Consider the following 19,054-nt stretch of genomic DNA (forward strand, 5'->3'; position numbering starts at 1 on the left):
CTGCGATGACAACGCTGCAGAACGTGAAGTACAACGCTGACGGACTGGTCCCCGTCATCGCCCAGGACACCGAGACCGGATCGGTCCTGATGCTGGCTTGGATGAATGCAGAGGCACTGCAGGCTACACTGCGGACCCGGCGCGGCACCTACTGGTCGCGCTCGCGGAGGCAGCTGTGGACCAAGGGGGAGTCGTCCGGCAACGTTCAGCACGTCAAGTCGGTGTCCCTGGACTGTGACGGGGACACGGTGCTGCTGGCTGTCCACCAGACCGGTCCGGCGTGCCACACCGGAACCGCGACCTGTTTTACCGGAAGAGAGATCGGCTGATGCATGCGCTGGGAGTCGTAGCTCCGGCCAGAGACGATTTTCTGCAGCTGGCCGAGGGTCACCGCGTGATTCCGGTCACTATGAAATTGCTGGCTGACGCACACACCCCGCTGAGCATCTACCGCGCTCTGGCGGCCGACTCCCAGGGGGCCGGTCAGCCCGGGACTTTTCTCATGGAGTCGGCCGCGCCTGGAGCTGCATGGTCTCGGCACAGCTTCATTGGCGTCAGCTCGCTGGCGACCCTGTCGGAGATGGACGGCCGCGCGCATTGGCTCGGCGCCCCGCCCGCCGGCGCGCCGACGGAGGGCAACACCGCGGAGGTGTTGCGGGACACGCTGGACTTTCTGGGCCCGCGCGCCTTCGCGGAGGAGCTGCCGCACCTCAGCAGCGGACTGGTCGGATATGTCGGCTGGGATGTCGTCCGCCACTGGGAGCGGCTCCAACACCCACCAGAACAGGGACTCGGCCTGCCGGACATGGCCATGAACCTCGTCTCAGATCTTGCCGTGCATGACAATCGCGACGGCACCGTCACCCTGATTGCCAATGCGATCAACACCGACGGTCGACCCTCCGGAGCTGGCCAAGCCTATGACGACGCCGTATCCCGCCTCCGGAGGATGCGAGATCGCCTGGCCCAGCCTGTGCGCCCCGGCCTCTCGGCCGCTGAACAGGGCTGGGTCCAGGCCGTCGAGGCAGATCTGGAGCACAAGGTCGAGCACAGCTGGGACCAGAATGAATACCTCGCCACGCTGGGCAGAGCGAAGCAGGCCATCGTTGACGGGGACGTGTTCCAAATAGTGGTCTCGCGTCGGTTCGAAGTCGAAACCGACGTCGACGCTCTGGCCGTCTACCGGATGCTGCGGCTGCTCAACCCCAGTCCCTACATGTATCTGATGCACTTTCAGAGACCTGACGGTGAGCCCTATCAGGTGGTCGGCGCCTCTCCGGAAGCCCTGGTTACCGTCGACGCCCAGCAGAACGTGGTCTCCCACCCCATCGCCGGAACCCGTCCCCGAGGAGCCACCCCCGCGGAGGACAAGACGCTGGCAGAAGATCTCCTCGCGGACCAGAAGGAGCGCGCTGAGCACATCATGCTTGTGGATCTGGCGCGAAACGATCTGGCGAAAGTCTGTGTCCCCGGCTCTGTGGATGTGACGAAGTTCATGGCCGTGGAACACTTCAGCCATGTGATGCACCTGACCTCCCATGTGCAAGGAAAGGTGGCGGCGTCGTCCTCCCCCTATGACGTTTTGGCCGCAACGTTCCCTGCAGGCACCCTGTCCGGCGCGCCGAAACCGCGGGCGCTCCAGCTGCTGGACGCCTGGGAACCCACTCGCAGAGGAGTGTACGGGGGAGTGGTGGGGTACTTCGACCTCTCCGGCCGGATGGATGCCGCTATTGCAATCCGGACCGCGATCCTCACCGGCGGACGCGCCTACGTTCAGTCAGGCGGCGGAATCGTGGCGGACTCTGACGATGAGGCTGAGCGGAAGGAGACTGTGAGCAAAGCCGCGGCGCCGCTGCGGGCGGTGCTGGCCGCTGGAAGACTGGTGCCCCTCCGGGGGTCCGCAGAGCCAGCTGAGGGCGGCTCTCCCTGCTGTGATCGGGGCATCCCGACTGCAGAAACTCCTACTGATAGGTGGCACCATTGATGGGTTATCTCGCATACATATTCCAGCGCCGAAATACAATACTCATCATCCAGCTGGGGGCAGTGCTGCTCCTGATTTCCACCGCGCTGACCTGGGTGACGGCAACGGGTCTGCCGGACACTGCCGCCGCCAATGAGGTAAGGCTCCTGGGTGGTGAGATGTCCCCGACGGTGCGGGCGATGGGCCTGGTGGGTGTGGCTGGCGGAGTAGCAGCGACGATCGCGCGCAAGTGGGTACGGGGGCTTATCGGTGCAGTGCTGCTGGGAGCGGGTGTCATCTCACTCATCGGTGCCGTGCTGACTCTGCTTGACCCAGCAGCGACTGCCGCCCCGGCCTTGGCTGAGTTCACCGGGACCACCGACCCTGCTGCCACGTACTCGCCGGGCTTCGCGGTGTGGCTGGCGGTCTTCGGTGCCACCATGCTGGTGGTCAGTTCTCTGGCAATGCTCCTGTTCTCCCCGGGCTGGAGTGATGAGAAGGCAGCCAAGAAGTACTCGCGCGGCAGGGCAGGTGCGGAGAATCCCGATGAGATCGACCTGTGGGACGACCTGTCCGACGGTGATGACCCTACCGCTAGCCGCTGAGGGTGACAGCGTGCAGAAATGACATCTGCTGATCTGGCAGAATGGGTACCAAGGAATTCGACATCGTGTAGAGGAGTAGGTCTATGGCTGTCAGCCAGGCGAACGCACAGGCTCAGACGCCTGTCCGTGACGTGGAGCAGGAACCCACCGCGAATGACGCGTTCATCCACCATGACCACATCGGCCACGGATCCACCCCGGCAGCCTGGGCGCTGTCGGGAACTATCGTGTTGGGCAGTGTGATCGCTGGGGTGGGCTTCATTGGGCTGGCCTGGTCGGCTGCGTGGTGGATTGCCATTGCGATCGGCGTTGCGCTGTTTCCCGTTGCGCTCATCCTTGGCCTGGTGATGAAGAAGGCCGGCTACGGCGTAGAGATGGATTCTGAGGCCGTCTTGAGAAACGGGCGTGATCCGCGAAACTATTCCGGTCCCGCTACGCCGGACAATACCCGTGGCGGCGCAACCAAGCGCGAGCCCGATGCCGGCACCAGCTGAAGCCGCACTGCATGACCACAGTCCTCGACGCAATCATTGAAGGTGTCCGCGAAGACCTCACTTCACGCATGGGGCGGACTTCGCTCGAGACCATCCGCGCCCAGGCCGCCAGCCGGCCCCCAGCTCTGGATGCACACCATGCACTGAGTGGGGGACGGGACGATGCCGCCGGCGTGCGGATCATCGCTGAGGTCAAACGCTCTTCGCCATCCAAAGGCGCCCTGGCCGATATCCCGAATCCCGCGGCACTGGCCGCCGCCTATCAGGCTGGCGGGGCAAGTATTATCTCCGTGCTCACCGAGTCGCGTCGGTTCGGCGGTTCCCTGACTGACCTGGAGTGCGTCCGTGGCGCCGTGGACATCCCCGTGCTGCGCAAAGACTTCATGGTGGAGGAGTATCAGTTTCACGAAGCCCGGGCCTACGGTGCCGACCTGGTGCTGCTGATCGTGGCAGCACTCGACGACGTTCAGCTCAGGGAGTTCCTTATCCTGACCCACGAACTGGGAATGAACGCGCTGGTCGAGGCTCACACCGTGGAGGAGATCGAACGGGCCGCCGCGGTGGGCGCCCGGATCGTGGGCGTCAATGTTCGTAATCTGAAGACTTTGGACGTAAACGTTGACCACTACTCAGCCATGGCCCACCACCTCCCGCAGGAGGTGGTGCGGGTTGCCGAGTCAGGGGTCGCCGGACCAGACCAAGTGCTCGACTATGCTCGCCAGGGTGCTGATGCTGTGCTCGTGGGCGAGGCGCTCGTCAAGCATGGCAACCCCACCGCAGCCGTTCGGAGTTTCCGGTCGGCAAGCCTTGCCAAGGAGGCACAGTGACGACTCAATACCGTGACGCAGCGGGCCCATACTTCGGTGATTACGGGGGTCGTTGGATGCCGGAGTCCCTTGTGGCGGCGCTGGACGAAGTCGCCGACACCTTCGCCAAGGCCAAGGCCGATCCTGAATTTACCCAGGAGTACTTCAGACTCTGCCGCGAATACACCGGACGCCCCTCCCTCTTGACGGAGGTGAAGCGATTCGCAGCTGAGGCCGGCCGGGCGCGGATCTTCCTCAAGCGTGAGGACCTCAACCACACCGGGAGCCACAAGATCAACAACGTGCTGGGGCAGGCCCTGATCGCACGCAGGTTGGGCAAAACCCGCCTTATAGCCGAGACAGGAGCGGGACAGCACGGCGTGGCCACCGCAACCGCGGCGGCCCTGTTCGGCATGGAATGCGTGGTCTACATGGGCTCTGCCGACACCCGCCGCCAAGCGCTCAACGTAGCCCGAATGCAGCTGCTGGGCGCTGAAGTGATCCCGGTTGACCACGGGGCCCAAACACTCAAAGACGCCATCAATGAGGCGCTGCGCGACTGGGTTGCCAGCGTAGACACAACTCACTACGTGCTGGGCACGGTGGCGGGTCCCCATCCTTTCCCGGAGATGGTCCGCTGGTTTCATCAGGTTATCGGCGAAGAGGCCCGCGAACAGATCCTCGCCCAGACCGGCCGGCTGCCGGATGCTGTCGCGGCCTGTGTCGGAGGAGGATCCAATGCCATCGGCATCTTCCACGGCTTCCTTGACGACCCCGATGTGGAGCTTTTCGGCTACGAGGCAGGAGGCGACGGCGTGGCCACCGGTCGCCATGCCTCGGCGATCACACTGGGCCGCTCCGGGGTTCTCCATGGGGCCAGAAGCTACCTCATGCAGGATGAGGACGGGCAGACGGTGGACAGCCACTCCATCTCGGCAGGACTTGACTACCCGTCCGTGGGTCCCCAGCACGCGTACCTCAGCGATCAGGGCCGGGTCACCTACCAACCGGTGACCGATGCGGAATGCATGTCGGCCTTCGAATCGCTCTGCAGAACGGAGGGCATCATTCCCGCCATCGAGTCGGCACACGCCTTGGCCGGAGCCGCGCGGCTCTCTGCCGAATGGGGCAGCGAAGGCGCAGCGAAGGTGATCGTTGTGAACCTTTCGGGCCGCGGTGATAAAGATGTGGCCACGGCCGCGGAATGGTTCGACCTGCTGCCAGACCAGGACACTGAGGACCAATCGGAAGACTCCGGCGCCCCTAACATAGGAGTCCAAGCATGACCCCCACTCCGCAGTCCAAGAGCGCAGCTGCGATCGATGCGGCCGCGGGGGAGGGACGGTCCGCCTTCATCGGATACCTTCCCGCCGGTTATCCGGATAAGGAAACCTCGATCCAGGCTGCCATCGCGCTTATTGAGAACGGCGCAGACATCCTCGAGGTCGGCATTCCGTACTCGGATCCGGTGATGGACGGCCCCGTCATCCAACAGGCGACCACAGAGGTGTTGGCCCGAGGATTCCGCATCAGTGAGGTCTTCGACATAGTAAAGGCCGTCACGGACGCTACTGGAGCGGCCGTGCTGGTCATGACCTATTACAACCTGATTGATCGGATGGGTGCCGAAGAGTTTGCCCGCAGACTTGTCGAGGCTGGCGGAGCCGGCGCCATCACTCCAGATCTGATACCGGATGAGGCTCAGGACTGGATCGCTGCCACCGATAAATACGGGTTGGACCGTGTTTTTCTCTCCGCACCGACCTCCTCGCCCGAACGGACCCAGCTGGTTGCCCAGGCCTCCAGAGGCTTCGTCTACGGAGTCTCTATCATGGGCGTCACCGGGGCACGGGACTCCGTGTCTGACCTCGCCGCACAGGTAGTGAGGGCCTCGAAGGCTGCCGGTGCCCAACGCGTCTGTGTAGGTCTGGGTGTTTCTGCCCGATCCCATGTGGAAGAGATCGGCAGTTACGCAGACGGTGTCATTGTGGGCACCGCGTTGGTAACGGCGTTACGCGACGGTGGAGCGGAAGCAGTGGGACAGCTGGCCCGCGAGCTCTCCGGCAAGTCCTGATACGGTGCCACCTATGACGCTCTCTGCTCTGCCTTTCGGTGCCCAGACTCTCTCCGGCTTCCCCCCTCCGCCCGTGCGCGGCATCGACCTACCCGGCCCCTTCTTCATCGCCTTCTACACGTTGGTCATCATGATCGGGATCGTGCTGGCGGTGGTGGTGGCCACCCGCCTGTGGAAGTCTCGCGGCGGCCAGAGCGATGACATTTTCTCCGCGATGCTCTGGGCCGTTCTGATCGGTATCCTCGGGGCGCGAATTTATCACGTGATCAGCTCACCCGATGCCTATTTTGGGCCTGAGGGCGACCTCACCAGGATCCCCCAGCTCTGGCAGGGAGGACTATCCATCATCGGCGCGGTGATGGCAGGAGCGGTCGCGGTATGGATTTTCTGCCGCAGGAACGGCATTAAGTTCGGTGCATTCGCTGACGCTATCGTGCCTGGCGTGCTTCTGGCCCAAGCCCTCGGCCGATGGGGCAACTGGTTCAACCAGGAGCTGTTCGGCCGGGCTACTGACCTCCCCTGGGGCCTAAGCATCGACACTGATCAGCAGCACCAGGGGCTGACGGGGAGCCTGCCTGCGTACGCCGCTGACGGCGGACTGTTCCATCCGACGTTCCTCTACGAATCGCTATGGAACCTGCTGGGTTTCTTCGCACTCATCGTTCTGTTCAAACGCTTCCAGTTCCGCCAGGGCCTGATCGCTTGGACCTACGTGGCCTACTACGCCCTGGGCCGCTTCTGGATCGAGTCGATGCGCATCGATGAGGTCAACAAATCGACCCAGTACCCTCTGCGGGATGTCATGGGGCTGGACTGGCGATTGAACCAGATCATTGCCTTCGTCATCTTCGTCGTCGCTGCAGTTGTCTTGGTTCGGTTGTTCATGACCCGGCCACGGACTCTAGAAGAGATCGCCGAACACACCGAGATATACACTCCCGGCTCCCCGCACCGGGCCAAGGACACCGCTCTGGTGGACGGCGCAGGAATAGGGGACACTGCCGAGACGGCTTCAGAGCCCAGCCTCGACCAGCCTCCCGGTGCAGGTCCACGGAGTGAAAACTGACGTCACTGACTTGCGCCGGCTCCACCTCCGGCGCAAGATAGAACACCAACACTCGAACGTTGAGTGTGCGCCGCACCTGCAGTGAATACGCACCCATATCTGATGCAGGCGCACCCGCAGCGCCCACCCATTGCGCTGAATCAGATCTGACGACGTTGTCACGCACCCCAGCGAGACGCCCCCTGAAGATGCCGCTCCTTTGAGGAAGGAATACACGCCTGTGAGCCCGAAAAAGGTGATCTCCCCTTACGAGCGTTACGCCGCCTTCCCTGATAAGGCCGGTCTCTACGACCCCGCCAAAGAGCACGAAAACTGCGGCATGGCCGCTATCGCTACCCTTCGGGGGGAACCTGGTCACGACATTGTTGACTATGCGCTCCACGCTCTGCGTTGTGTTGAGCACCGCGGGGCCACCGGGGGAGATGTCGGTACGGGAGATGGTGCGGGCATCATCACGCAGATCCCTGATGAGTTCTTCCGCGCCGTGGTGGACATTGAACTGCCAGCCGTTGGAGAGTACGCGGCAGGCACCGCCTTTCTGCCCAAGGAAGCAGCCGAACGCGAAGAAACCATGGCGAGCTTCGAGGAGATGGCTGGAGTTCAGGGACTGAGCGTTCTCGGATGGCGCGATGTGCCGGTGGATGACTCCCTGATCGGGAGCCTCTCCCGCGACGCCATGCCGTTCTTCAAGCAGGTTTTCCTCACGATGGCTGACGAGGAGTCTATCGAGTATCAGGACTCCGCTGAGGGCACACTCGACCAGCGAGCCTGGAGACTGCGGAAGCGGGCTCAGGTCCGGTTGGGCATCTACTTCGCGTCACTGTCTTCGCGGACCATCACCTATAAGGGCATGCTGACTACGGCTCAGCTGGAGCCCTTCTATCCGGACCTCTCTGATGAGCGGTACAAGTCCACGCTGGGCATTGTCCACTCCCGGTTCTCCACTAACACCTTCCCCTCCTGGCCCCTGGCCCAGCCGCTTCGGTATCTTGCGCACAACGGTGAGATCAACACCGTCGAAGGCAACCGGAACTGGATGCGGGCTCGCCAAGCGACGATGTTCGGCCCTGTATTGGGTGACGATCCCGAGTATCTCTTCCCCATCTGCACACCTGGAGCCTCCGACTCCACCAGCTTCGACGAAGCCGCTGAACTGCTGATGCTCTCCGGCCGGCCCCTTTCGATGGCCATGCGGATGATGATTCCGGAAGCCTGGGAGAACCACGAGTCTATGGACCCTGACCTGCGGGCCTTCTACGAGTATCACTCCACGCTTATGGAGCCGTGGGACGGGCCCGCGGCCATCGCCTTCACTGACGGTGACCAGCTGGGTGCAGTGTTGGACCGCAACGGGCTGCGCCCTGCCCGGTGGTGGGTCACTGAGGAGGGACTTGTAGTCCTCTCCTCTGAAGTGGGCGTTGCAGATCTGGAGCCTTCCTCGGTGGTGCGCAAGGGACGTGTGGCCCCGGGCATGATGTTCCTCGCAGACACCAAAGAGGGTCGCATCATCGAGGACGAAGAGATAAAGGCTGATTTCGCGTCCAAGCAGCCCTGGCGCGAATGGGTCGATGAGAACCGAGTCACACTTGAAGATCTGCCTGAGCGGCTGCACGTGAAGCACCCGGCTGGTTCGGTTCGACTGCGTCAGCAGACGTTCGGTTACACCCATGAGGAGCTCAGAATTCTCATCGGCCCCATGGCAGCGACTGGCGCTGAACCCCTGGGCGCAATGGGGACGGACACTCCCATCGCCGTGCTGGCTGAGCGACAGCGGCTGCTGTTCGACTACTTCGTGCAGACATTCGCACAAGTCACCAACCCGCCGCTGGACGCGATCCGCGAAGAACTGGTGACCTCGCTCTCACGACATGTCGGCGCCGAGGGAAACCTCCTGGACAATGGGCAGGTCAGAGCCAAGCAGATCAAGTTGGACTTCCCGGTGTTGACCAACGACCAGCTGGCGCGCATCGCCAATCACCGCAAAGAGGACGGCAGCAAAGCGGCCCTGCGTATCCGTGGACTCTTCCGCGCGGGATCCACGGAGGATGAGTTCCGCCAGCGGATTCGCACCCTATGCGAACAAGTCTCGGCCGCAGTCAATCGTGGGGTCAGCTATATCGTCATCTCCGACCGAGACTCCAACGCCCAGTGGGCACCCATCCCCTCTCTGCTCTTAGTCTCAGCGATTCACCACCACCTGCTGAAATCGGCAAACCGCACGAAGGCCTCCCTCTTGGTCGAGGCGGGTGATGTGCGCGAGGTCCACCATGTGGCGTGCCTCATCGGCTACGGCGCGTCCGCGGTCAACCCGTACCTGGCCATCGAGACGGCTGAAGACATGGTCCGCCGAGGTGAGATCTCTATGGTTACCGAGGAGCAGGCCGTAAGCAATCTCATCAAGGCCCTCGGAAAGGGCCTGCTGAAGATCATGTCCAAAATGGGTATCTCCACGGTCAGCTCCTACTGCGGCGCCCAAACTTTCGAAGCCGTTGGCTTGGCACAGAATGTGGTGGATCAGTTCTTTTCAGGCACTGACTCGCTCATGGGTGGAGTGGGTCTCGATGTCCTGGCCCGGGAGGCGCTGGAACGTCACTCCAAGGCCTACCCGCCTTCTGGAAACGGACTCGGCCGAGGTGATGAGCTGGAGGTGGGTGGAGAGTATCAGTGGCGGCGTGAGGGCCCTCCCCACCTGTTCAACCCAGAGACCGTTTTCAAACTTCAACATGCCTCAAGGACCCGTCGTTATGACGTGTTCAAGCAGTACACGAAGACAGTGGACGACCAGTCCAAGGCACTGATGACACTGCGTGGTCTCTTCAAGCTCGAAAACAGCCGTCCGCCGGTTCCGATCAGCGAAGTCGAACCGGTCTCGGAGATCGTCAAGCGGTTCCAGACCGGAGCTATGAGCTATGGGTCAATCTCTCAAGAGGCCCATGAGACACTGGCGATTGCCATGAACCGCCTCGGGGGGCGCTCCAACACCGGTGAGGGCGGCGAACACCCGCAGCGGCTAATGGACCCTGAACGGCGCAGTGCCATCAAACAGATTGCCTCCGGTCGGTTCGGGGTGACCAGCCAGTACCTCACGCACGCTGACGACCTGCAGATCAAGATGGCCCAGGGAGCGAAGCCTGGCGAGGGTGGGCAGCTCATGGGCAAGAAGGTTTATCCGTGGGTGGCCGAGACGCGGCACTCCACACCGGGCGTGTCACTGGTGTCACCTCCGCCGCACCATGACATCTATTCCATCGAAGACCTCAAGCAGCTGATCTATGATCTCAAGCGCGCCAACACCGGTGCTCGGGTGCATGTGAAGCTGGTGTCATTGCACGGCGTGGGCACTGTGGCCGCCGGAGTGGCGAAGGCTTCGGCCGACGTCGTTCTCATCTCGGGGCACGACGGTGGAACGGGTGCCTCACCGCTGAACTCCCTCAAACATGCAGGCACCCCCTGGGAGCTGGGTCTGGCGGAGGCCCAACAGACGCTGATGCTCAACGGGCTGCGTGAACGCATCACCGTGCAGGTCGACGGTCAGCTCAAGACCGGACGAGATGTGGTGATCGCCGCGCTGCTCGGTGCGGAGGAGTATGGATTCGCCACCAGCGCCCTGGTTGTGTCCGGTTGCATCATGATGCGCGTGTGTCACCTGGACACCTGCCCGGTGGGTGTCGCTACGCAGAACCCGACGCTGCGTGAGCGTTACACCGGTAAAGCCGACCATGTGGTGAACTTCTTCGAGTTCGTAGCCCAAGAGGTTCGTGAGTACCTCGCCGAGTTGGGATTCCGGACCATGGACGAAGCGATCGGGCATATCACCTCACTCAACATTGAGGATGCCAAACGCCACTGGAAGACTGAAGGTTTGGACCTGGGACGGGTGCTCAACGGTTGGGACCCGGAAGACCCACAGGTGGCGCGCCAACTGCGCAGGACGACCACCCAGGACCACGGACTGGACGAACACTTCGACGTGGACCTGATAGAACAGGCGCAACGGTCTATCCAACATGGCGAGCCCGTCAAGCTCAAACGAAACGTCGTGAACACCGACCGCGCAGTGGGCACCATGCTCGGCCACGAGGTCACCAAGGCACGTGGACTCTCCAGTATGGAGAGCAACACCATCGACATCAGCCTCAACGGACAGGCCGGGCAGTCCCTGGGGGCCTTCCTCCCGCACGGAATCACAATTCGCCTCTCCGGAGACGCCAACGACTACGTGGGCAAGGGTCTCTCCGGTGGGCGTGTCATCGTCGCCCCTGAGCCGGAGGCGCCCTTCGAGGCCTCGGACAACGTCATCGCCGGCAACGTGATCGGCTACGGAGCCACCGCCGGAGAGCTTTTCCTCTGCGGCCAGGTCGGGGAGCGGTTCCTGGTGCGCAACTCCGGAGCCACCGCAGTGGCCGAAGGCGTTGGAGATCATGGGTGTGAGTACATGACAGGGGGACAGGCCCTCATTCTGGGACCTGTGGGCCGCAACTTCGGAGCCGGTATGTCCGGCGGGACAGCTTTTATTTTGGACTTCGATCAGGCCCAGCTCAACCGGCAGGCGGCCGACAACGGGGAGCTCCTCCTGCTGAGCCCTGACGAGGAGGACCGGCAGATCATCTTGGACCTGCTGCGCCGCCATTACGAGGAGACGGACTCGACCTTGGCTGCCCGGCTTCTGGAAGATCCTCCCGCACTCCTGGCGCGGATCACCAAGATTCTCCCGCGTGACTTTGATCGGGTGCTCACTGCTCGCAGTGCGGCCCTCGACGAGGGCCTTGACCCCGACGGCGACGCCGCATGGCAGAAGATATTGGAGGTGACCAATGGCTGATCCACGTGGGTTTCTCAAGCACCGCGAGCGACAGGACAGGCCATCCCGCCCGGTTCCGGTGCGCATCATGGACTTCAAAGAGGTCAAGGAGCGTCAAGATCGGGGGGTGACCCAGACCCAGGCGGGACGCTGCATGGACTGCGGCATCCCGTTCTGTCACACTGGCTGCCCACTGGGGAATCTCATCCCGGAATGGAATGATCTGGTATGGCGGGATCAGTGGGCTGAAGCCTCCGAGCGGCTGCATATGACCAACAACTTTCCGGAGTTCACCGGCCGTATCTGCCCCGCCCCCTGCGAAACATCCTGCGTGTTGGGGATCAACCAGCCAGCCGTGACCATCAAGCAGTCTGAAGTCGAGATCGCTGATGAGGCGCTAGAGAAGGGCTTCGTGGAGCCTGTTCCTCCGAACCGGCTCACGGGCAAGACTGTCGCTGTGGTCGGTTCCGGTCCTGCGGGATTGGCAGCCGCTCAGCAGCTGACCCGCGCCGGCCACACTGTGGCGGTCTACGAGCGCGACGACCGGCTGGGGGGTCTGATGCGCTACGGAATACCGGATTTCAAGATGGAGAAGCAGCTGGTGGACTTCCGGATCACTCAGATGGAGGCTGAAGGGACCCGCTTCTACCCCTCTACCGACATCGGTTCGGATATCAGCTGGGACAGTCTCCGCGACTCCTACGACGCCATCATCGTGGCCACCGGGGCCATGGTCCCCCGGGATCTGCGAATACCGGGAAGGGGACTCAGCGGCATCCACTTCGCCATGAACTACCTCGTTCAGTCCAACAGGGCAGTGGCGGGCGACGACGTACTGGACCAGATCCATGCCAAGGATAAGCATGTGGTCATCCTGGGCGGCGGGGACACCGGCGCCGATTGTATCGGCACCGCCCACCGCCATCAGGCTAAGTCGGTGACCACCCTGGCCATCGGTAAGGAGCTGCCCCGAGAGCGGCCTGAGCATGAGCCGTGGCCAATGGACCCCCGAGTCTTCGAAGTCTCCAGCGCCCATGAGGAGGGTGGCGAGGTCAAGTGGTTGGCGTCCACTGTGGAGTTCCTGGGCGACGAGAACGGCCACGTCCGCGCACTGCGCGGGGCCGAGACTCAGTACAACAGTGACGGAACCCGCACGCCCAAGTCCGGCACAGAGTGGGAGATGCCGGCCGATCTCGTACTCCTGGCGCTGGGATTCACGGGTGCAGAGCCGCAGACGCTCACCGACCAGTTGGGAATGGAATTCGCCCCCCATGGGACCGTGCACCGCGCGGAGGACTTCCAGACCAACATTGAAGGCATCTACACGGTTGGCGACGCCGGCCGCGGCGCCTCGTTGGTGGTCTGGGCTATTGCGGAAGGTCGCGCGGCTGCCGCGAAAGTGGACGAATATCTGGAAGGCAGCACCCGGCTCCCCGCTCCGGTGTCGCCCAGCGATCGAGCTATCACGTTGGCTCCCTGATACGCGGGGCCGTTCTGCAGGAGCGCATTCTGCGATAGGCTCGCACACACATCCGGCCCAATGTCGTGCCGCACTCGATACCGCTCGACAACCACTAGAGGTGAGGCATGAGACACGCCAAAATCGTTGCCACGTTCGGCCCAGCAACGGCAGGGTACGAGAAGACGCGAGAACTGATCGAGGCCGGTGTGGACGTGGTCAGAGTCAACATGAGCCACGGCGAGTATGAAGTCCACGAGGAGACCTACAGCACTGTCCGGGAAGTGGCCAAGGACCTCCGGCGTGCCGTTGCCCTCTTCGCCGACCTTCAGGGGCCCAAGATTCGACTGGGTCGCTTCGCAGCCGGACCGCATGACCTTGATGTGGGCCAGCGCTTCACGATCACCACGCGTGATATGGAGGGCACCGCGGACCTCTGCTCCACCACGTTGGACACCCTTCCGCAGGACGTGAAGGTGGGTGACACGCTGCTGATCGACGACGGAAAAGTCAGTCTTCGTGCTGTTGAAGTCACGGACACTGATGTTGTCACTGAAGTTGTGGTGCCCGGGACGGTCTCCAACAACAAGGGCATCAACCTGCCCGGCGTGGCTGTGTCCGTTCCTGCGCTGAGCCAGAAGGACGAGGCTGATCTGCGCTGGGCACTGCGTACTGGCTTCGACATGATTGCCCTGTCGTTCGTCCGCGACGCTGCTGACATTGAGGCAGTGCACAGGATTATGGATGAGGAGGGTCGACGCGTCCCCATTATCGCCAAGATCGAAAAGCCCCAGGCTGTGGAGGCACTGCAGGACGTCATCGACGCATTCGACGCCGTGATGGTAGCGCGCGGAGATCTGGGTGTTGAACTGCCACTGGAAGAAGTTCCCCTCGTGCAGAAGCGTGCAGTGGAGCTCGCCCGACGTTGGGCCAAACCGGTCATCGTGGCGACCCAGGTGCTTGAGTCTATGATCGACAACCCCCGTCCGACTCGGGCGGAGGCATCCGACTGCGCCAACGCGGTGTTGGACGGAGCTGATGCGGTGATGCTCTCGGGGGAGACTTCGGTGGGCACATACCCGGTCCAGACAGTTCAGACTATGGCGTCCATCATTCAGGCCACTGAGGTCAAGGGATTGGAACGCATCCCTCAGCTGGGCACTAAACCGCGGACCCGCGGTGGCGCCATCACAAGGGCGGCAAATGAGATCGCTGAACAGCTGGATGTGCCATATCTGGCGACCTTCACCCGGTCAGGAGATTCCGCGCGTCGACTCTCACGGCTCAGACCCAAACAGCCCATCTTCGCGTTCACCCACGTGGAACACACGCATAATGTACTTTGCCTGTCCTGGGGCGTGCAGCCGCGGTGGGTGGAATTCGCCTCACACACAGACAAGATGACAGCTCAAGTGGAGAAGCTGCTGCTGGAGGAGGGAGTCGCTGCACCGGGAACGTTAGTGGTCATTGCCGCCGGTTCGCCTCCGGGACAGGCTGGCACCACCAACATGGTGAAGGTTCACCGAATCGGCGACCTGCCTGATGGGGGGCTCAGTGTAGAGGCGCTTCGTCGAGGGGAGGCCTCAGTCACGAAGGAGCCCGTTGGCCCGTGGCCCTCTGCCAGCGCATCAAGTGCCGCCTCCGCACACAGCGCGTTCTAGGCTTGGTGCGTCGGTCACTGCTGATGGGCCAGGTGCCACCATGACATGAGGACTGAGATCAGCAGGAACACCAGTCCAGTCATCCAGGATATGCGGAATGCGAGATCCCAGAGGCTCATAAAGCTCTCCATGAGTTGACATTACTCCTGCCTGTGAGAGAAAGGAACCTCTGCTGGGGAACTGGGACGCAGGCTCTGGGCTCCCACGGACTTCAGGCTCTTCATGGCTTCCTGTGCATGAGCATGGGTGTCGCCGCACGGCTGGTCTGGCGCAAACGCCACACCGTCAACGCCAAGCCCGCACTCATGATCTTCATTGCCATCGCAGGCACCGTCTGGAAGTTCTGGCCGACTTCTCGGGCAGCGGCGGTGCTGCTGCTTCCCTATCTGGCGTGGACTTCATACGCCTTCCACTCTCAACTTTTGCATCGCTCTCATGAACTGACGCGCCTCAGGGAGCCACGACTAGTGATGAACTCGTACGACGCCGCAAGAATTGCCACAAGCATCGCCCCGGCCAGTGTGAAGCCGACTCGCTGAATATCAGCCGTGAGGACATCCGAGCCGTCCATATTCATCAGAACCACTGCAATGGTCAGCGCGAACGCGTACACGGCATAGTTGGCCTTGCGAACGAGTAGAACGACGGCAACAATGAGGGCCACCGCCGCCAGCGTGTCCAGCAACAGCGGCTGGTTCACGAAGACTGACCCGGCAAGTGCCGCAGCGGCACCCCCAAGGACTGTGCCCACCGAACGGCTCACCACACGTCCCCAAGTATCAGCGAGACCTGGACGCACAATCACCAGGATCGTCAAGAGCAACCAGCCACCCGTCACCTCCGTGAGCCACGTCGAGGCCACGAATGCGGCAGACCCCAGCAGAACTGCGAGTGCGCCCCCATAACGAGCTGCCGAGGATTTGTTCAGAGGCTTCGCGGAGAGCTTCGGCAGGCGCGAATTCAGTAACGCGCTCACCGCCACCGCCCACAAACCACCCATCAGCACCATCCACACGGGGACCAACACCTGTCCGAGTCTGCCCGAGACCCAGTCGATTCCAGGCAGCTCAAGCGGCGGAGCTATTAGTGTCAGCGAGCACCATATGCAGGCCTGAACGGCGACTGCAGTCCATCCGTTCCGGGCGCATATCCCAAGGCCCAACCCTGCTGCCGCCATCAGCGCGGCCACCCCCCAAGGCCATGGATTGACCAGCTCTGCGCAGGCCACGAAGAGGACGGTCACACCGAGTGTGTCCCATGCCAGGCGCAGGCCGAACAGTGCGGCAATGAAAACGGGCACAGCGCCTGTCACGATGAACGGAGTCGCCGGTGCAAACTCGGTGCTAGACACGACGAATGCTGGCAAGGCGATCACGAGAACAAGTGCCATCATCAGAGCACCAGAACGGAAGGTCTGTGCTAGCTCTCTCCTGAAGTGTCTGCTGCGGGAAAGCTCATCGTTGGTGAACGCCATATCTACACCCCGGCATCAGATATCAATGAACTGCGTGAGCGTTGGACCTCACTGTATCCGTGAGGGTCAGAGCGCTCAACGAGTAGGACCCTGTGTTGATGCCTGTCTCTTGAGGGTTCGGGGCGTGGGGGTGCCTCTACCAGGGGGTCCACGCTCCGCCGTGACCAGCCACTGGGTGACAACACCACCGGACCATCAGTGCCTGGGGACACACGATCCTGCCCAGAAACCGGACCGGCCAACACCACCTACCCTGCCGGAAAGAAGGTCTCCTTAGAAGCTGACGGGGGCAGTGAGACGGCAAATTCTCTTCACGCGCTGTGGCAGGTATTGTTAACGGGCTTGCCCGCGTGGCGGAATGGTAGACGCACCGCACTCAAAATGCGGCGATCGAAAGATCGTGTGAGTTCGAGTCTCACCGCGGGCACTCTTGGCATGTCGTAGCAACAGACCATTGATACAAGGGGTCGGGCAGGTGAGCTCCACGAGCATTGCACGGCGCGACCCTCCGGTCGCGTGGTCATGAGCTCCGCAGCGGCCGAACTGGCGGATGATGTGTTCATCGTCGCCCGTGATCACCGAGGGGCCACTCTGCGGATCGAGGCCGTCGTCGCGGCCGCTGCGGTCGGCAAATGGTACGAACGTGTCATCCTGGAGCAGACAGATGGTGCAGTCGAGGCCACCTGCACATGCGCCGACGCTGATTGTGTGCACACGCAGGCCGTACTGATCGCCTCAGGGCTTGCCCTTCCTCCCCTGGGGCCCGGCCACCGACGCGCCGTCGCGCCGCCCCAGGTGGAGATTGGGACCTCAACTACCAGTGGTGACTGGTTTGATCTGGACATCACCGTCAGCATCGAGGGTGAAGAAGTTGACTTCGAGGCCCTCTTCGCAGCGCTTGTGCGCGACGACTCCATGTTCGTGCTGCCGTCCGGGACGTGGTTCCCCCTCGATTCCCCGGAGCTGGACCAGCTGCGCAGAATCATCGAGGAAGCGCGAGACCTCAACGATCCGCGCGGCCCGCTGCGGGTGAATCGGTACCAGATAGACCTGTGGGAGGAACTGGGCGAACTGGACCTGGTCTCGGCTCAGCAGCACCGTTGGTGGGAGGCAGTACACCAGCTCACTCAGGAAGACAGGATGGATGAGCTGCCGCCGCCGTCGGGTCTGCAGGCGCAGATGCGGCATTATCAGCGTTTCGGCTACAGCTGGCTGAGCTTTCTCTATGATCATGGGCTCGGCGGAGTCTTGGCCGACGATATGGGGCTGGGCAAGACGCTGCAGACCTTGGCAATGATTCAGCGAGTGCACGAGCACAGCCCCGATGCTGCCCCGTTTCTTATCATTGCCCCCACCTCAGTGATGTCCAACTGGAGCAGAGAAGCCGCAGAGTTCACGCCTGAGCTACAGGTGACTGTTATCAGCTCCACCGAGCCCAGACGCGGAAGCGAGCTCGCAGAAGCTGTTTCAGGAGCTGACGTCGTAGTAGTCTCCTATGCACTGTTCAGGCTCGAATTCGCCTCCTACGACGCCCTCCAATGGTCCGGTCTGGTCCTCGACGAGGCACAGATGATAAAGAACCACACATCTCGTGGGTACCGGGCGGCACGGAACCTGCGCACGCCCTTCAAACTGGTGGTCACCGGTACCCCGATGGAGAATAACCTGCAGGAGCTCTGGGCGCTCACCTCGATCGCGTGCCCGGGACTGTTGGGTGGCCGAAAGGAATTTGGGCGTGTGTTCCGCGAACCGATCGAGAAGGACCTCGACACTGCGCAGCTGACCCGGCTGCGCAGTCGGCTGAGGCCCTTTCTGCTGCGCCGCACCAAGGATCGTGTAGCCGCGGAGCTGCCAGCCAAGCAGGAGCAGGTCCTGGAGTTGGAGCTGGACAGCGAACACCGCCGACTCTACGACCGGCGGCTGCAGCGCGAGCGGCAGAAGGTCCTTGGGTTGGTGGACAACCTGACGGTCAATCGGTTTGAGATTTTCCGTTCGCTGACGCGACTGCGTCAACTGGCACTGGACGCAGAGCTGATCGGAGAGGGTAAGGCGCCCTCAGCCAAATTGGGCGCACTGGAGACCCTGCTCCAGGAGGCAGTCGGCGACGGTCACCAGGTCCTGGTGCTCAGCCAGTTCACACGATTCCTGGACAAAGCGCGGCAGGCGACGGCCTCTGCGGGGATCTCCAGTGCCTACCTCGACGGCTCAACCTCCGACCGTACGGCAGCAATCGAACAGTTTCGCTCAGGGGAGGTTCCGGTCTTCTTCGTCTCAATGAAGGCAGGAGGATTCGGTCTGAACCTGGTTGAGGCGGACTACGTAATCCTGCTGGATCCATGGTGGAACCCTGCGGCTGAGGAACAAGCGATTGACCGGGCGCATCGAATTGGACAGACACGGAGCGTGATGGTCTACCGATTGGTTTCCAAAGACACCATTGAAGCCAAGGTCATGGCCCTCAAGAAATCTAAGGCGGACCTCTTCAACCGAGTCCTCAACGGTTCCAATCCCGCAGACTCGGGGGAACTGACCGCGGAGGACATCCGCGCCATCATCAGCTAGGTGCCGCCGCGACTGTAACGGTAGGATCAGAGCTGAGGGCATCATCAAGCAGGGCGCATTTGGGCCGCTGCAACTCGCGACTTTGATCG

The 19,054-nt window shown here is 62.3% G+C and carries 14 protein-coding genes and 1 tRNA gene; 14 read left to right on the top strand and 1 reads right to left on the bottom strand.

The window, feature by feature from the left end; translation table 11 throughout:
• The first annotated feature begins 5 nt into the window (after positions 1-5).
• The 12 genes from hisI to D3250_RS12180 all read left to right on the top strand — a co-directional run bounded on the left by hisI (position 6) and on the right by D3250_RS12180 (position 15,468).
• Positions 6-329, top strand: coding sequence for a phosphoribosyl-AMP cyclohydrolase (gene hisI, locus D3250_RS04795; protein WP_119902153.1), 324 nt, complete (start codon positions 6-8; stop codon positions 327-329).
• A complete protein-coding gene (gene trpE / locus D3250_RS04800) occupies positions 329-1,984 on the top strand; it encodes an anthranilate synthase component I (RefSeq protein ID WP_119902154.1) in 1,656 nt (551 codons plus the stop codon). Before hisI ends, trpE begins: the two co-directional genes overlap by 1 nt.
• On the top strand, positions 1,984-2,568 hold the full coding sequence (locus D3250_RS04805) for a Trp biosynthesis-associated membrane protein (RefSeq protein WP_119902155.1): 585 nt from the start codon (positions 1,984-1,986) through the stop codon (positions 2,566-2,568). Before trpE ends, D3250_RS04805 begins: the two co-directional genes overlap by 1 nt.
• Before the next feature lie 83 nt (positions 2,569-2,651).
• Positions 2,652-3,062, top strand: coding sequence for an HGxxPAAW family protein (locus tag D3250_RS04810; RefSeq protein ID WP_119902156.1), 411 nt, complete (start codon positions 2,652-2,654; stop codon positions 3,060-3,062).
• 11 nt (positions 3,063-3,073) lie between these two features.
• Positions 3,074-3,889 (top strand): indole-3-glycerol phosphate synthase TrpC, encoded by an 816-nt coding sequence (gene trpC / locus D3250_RS04815; RefSeq protein WP_119902157.1) that lies wholly within the window; start codon positions 3,074-3,076, stop codon positions 3,887-3,889.
• A 56-nt stretch (positions 3,890-3,945) separates the two neighbouring features.
• Positions 3,946-5,154, top strand: coding sequence for a tryptophan synthase subunit beta (gene trpB / locus D3250_RS04820; RefSeq protein WP_119902310.1), 1,209 nt, complete (start codon positions 3,946-3,948; stop codon positions 5,152-5,154).
• Complete coding sequence (gene trpA, locus D3250_RS04825; RefSeq protein ID WP_119902158.1) at positions 5,151-5,942, top strand: tryptophan synthase subunit alpha; 792 nt, start codon at positions 5,151-5,153, stop codon at positions 5,940-5,942. The genes trpB and trpA overlap by 4 nt, the downstream gene beginning before the upstream one ends.
• Positions 5,943-5,955: 13 nt before the next feature.
• Positions 5,956-7,008 (top strand): prolipoprotein diacylglyceryl transferase, encoded by a 1,053-nt coding sequence (lgt, locus tag D3250_RS04830; protein WP_119902159.1) that lies wholly within the window; start codon positions 5,956-5,958, stop codon positions 7,006-7,008.
• 220 nt (positions 7,009-7,228) lie between these two features.
• A complete protein-coding gene (gene gltB / locus D3250_RS04835; RefSeq protein ID WP_225973136.1) occupies positions 7,229-11,830 on the top strand; it encodes a glutamate synthase large subunit in 4,602 nt (1,533 codons plus the stop codon).
• Positions 11,823-13,289, top strand: coding sequence for a glutamate synthase subunit beta (locus tag D3250_RS04840; protein WP_119902160.1), 1,467 nt, complete (start codon positions 11,823-11,825; stop codon positions 13,287-13,289). Before gltB ends, D3250_RS04840 begins: the two co-directional genes overlap by 8 nt.
• Positions 13,290-13,396: 107 nt before the next feature.
• Positions 13,397-14,929, top strand: a complete 1,533-nt coding sequence (pyk, locus tag D3250_RS04845) for a pyruvate kinase (RefSeq protein WP_119902161.1) — start codon at positions 13,397-13,399, stop codon at positions 14,927-14,929.
• Positions 14,930-15,234: 305 nt separating this feature from the next.
• Positions 15,235-15,468 (top strand): tryptophan-rich sensory protein, encoded by a 234-nt coding sequence (locus D3250_RS12180; RefSeq protein WP_225973159.1) that lies wholly within the window; start codon positions 15,235-15,237, stop codon positions 15,466-15,468.
• On the opposite strand, the gene D3250_RS04855 is transcribed toward D3250_RS12180, so the two are convergent.
• Positions 15,363-16,403 (bottom strand): FUSC family protein, encoded by a 1,041-nt coding sequence (locus D3250_RS04855; protein WP_119902163.1) that lies wholly within the window; start codon positions 16,401-16,403, stop codon positions 15,363-15,365. The two genes, D3250_RS12180 and D3250_RS04855, sit on opposite strands and share 106 nt — an antisense overlap.
• 344 nt (positions 16,404-16,747) lie before the next feature.
• Here D3250_RS04855 and D3250_RS04860 point away from each other — a divergent pair.
• A tRNA-Leu gene (locus D3250_RS04860) sits at positions 16,748-16,830 on the top strand.
• Between the two features lie 95 nt (positions 16,831-16,925).
• Positions 16,926-18,965 (top strand): DEAD/DEAH box helicase, encoded by a 2,040-nt coding sequence (locus D3250_RS04865; RefSeq protein WP_119902164.1) that lies wholly within the window; start codon positions 16,926-16,928, stop codon positions 18,963-18,965.
• Positions 18,966-19,054 lie beyond the last annotated feature (89 nt).

The sequence above is a fragment of the Nesterenkonia natronophila genome (assembly GCF_003595215.1).
In the GTDB taxonomy this organism is placed as follows: domain Bacteria; phylum Actinomycetota; class Actinomycetes; order Actinomycetales; family Micrococcaceae; genus Nesterenkonia; species Nesterenkonia natronophila.

Excerpts from the sequence above, each read along its gene's own strand:
- D3250_RS04865 (WP_119902164.1), top strand. The coding sequence starts at position 16,926 with ATGAGCTCCGCAGCGGCCGAACTGGCGGATGATGTGTTCATCGTCGCC.
- pyk (WP_119902161.1), top strand. The coding sequence starts at position 13,397 with ATGAGACACGCCAAAATCGTTGCCACGTTCGGCCCAGCAACGGCAGGG.
- trpA (WP_119902158.1), top strand. The coding sequence starts at position 5,151 with ATGACCCCCACTCCGCAGTCCAAGAGCGCAGCTGCGATCGATGCGGCC.
- trpB (WP_119902310.1), top strand. The coding sequence starts at position 3,946 with ATGCCGGAGTCCCTTGTGGCGGCGCTGGACGAAGTCGCCGACACCTTC.
- lgt (WP_119902159.1), top strand. The coding sequence starts at position 5,956 with ATGACGCTCTCTGCTCTGCCTTTCGGTGCCCAGACTCTCTCCGGCTTC.
- D3250_RS04840 (WP_119902160.1), top strand. The coding sequence starts at position 11,823 with ATGGCTGATCCACGTGGGTTTCTCAAGCACCGCGAGCGACAGGACAGG.
- D3250_RS04810 (WP_119902156.1), top strand. The coding sequence starts at position 2,652 with ATGGCTGTCAGCCAGGCGAACGCACAGGCTCAGACGCCTGTCCGTGAC.
- D3250_RS04855 (WP_119902163.1), bottom strand. The coding sequence starts at position 16,403 with ATGGCGTTCACCAACGATGAGCTTTCCCGCAGCAGACACTTCAGGAGA.
- D3250_RS04805 (WP_119902155.1), top strand. The coding sequence starts at position 1,984 with ATGGGTTATCTCGCATACATATTCCAGCGCCGAAATACAATACTCATC.
- D3250_RS12180 (WP_225973159.1), top strand. The coding sequence starts at position 15,235 with ATGATCTTCATTGCCATCGCAGGCACCGTCTGGAAGTTCTGGCCGACT.
- trpE (WP_119902154.1), top strand. The coding sequence starts at position 329 with ATGCATGCGCTGGGAGTCGTAGCTCCGGCCAGAGACGATTTTCTGCAG.
- trpC (WP_119902157.1), top strand. The coding sequence starts at position 3,074 with ATGACCACAGTCCTCGACGCAATCATTGAAGGTGTCCGCGAAGACCTC.
- hisI (WP_119902153.1), top strand. The coding sequence starts at position 6 with ATGACAACGCTGCAGAACGTGAAGTACAACGCTGACGGACTGGTCCCC.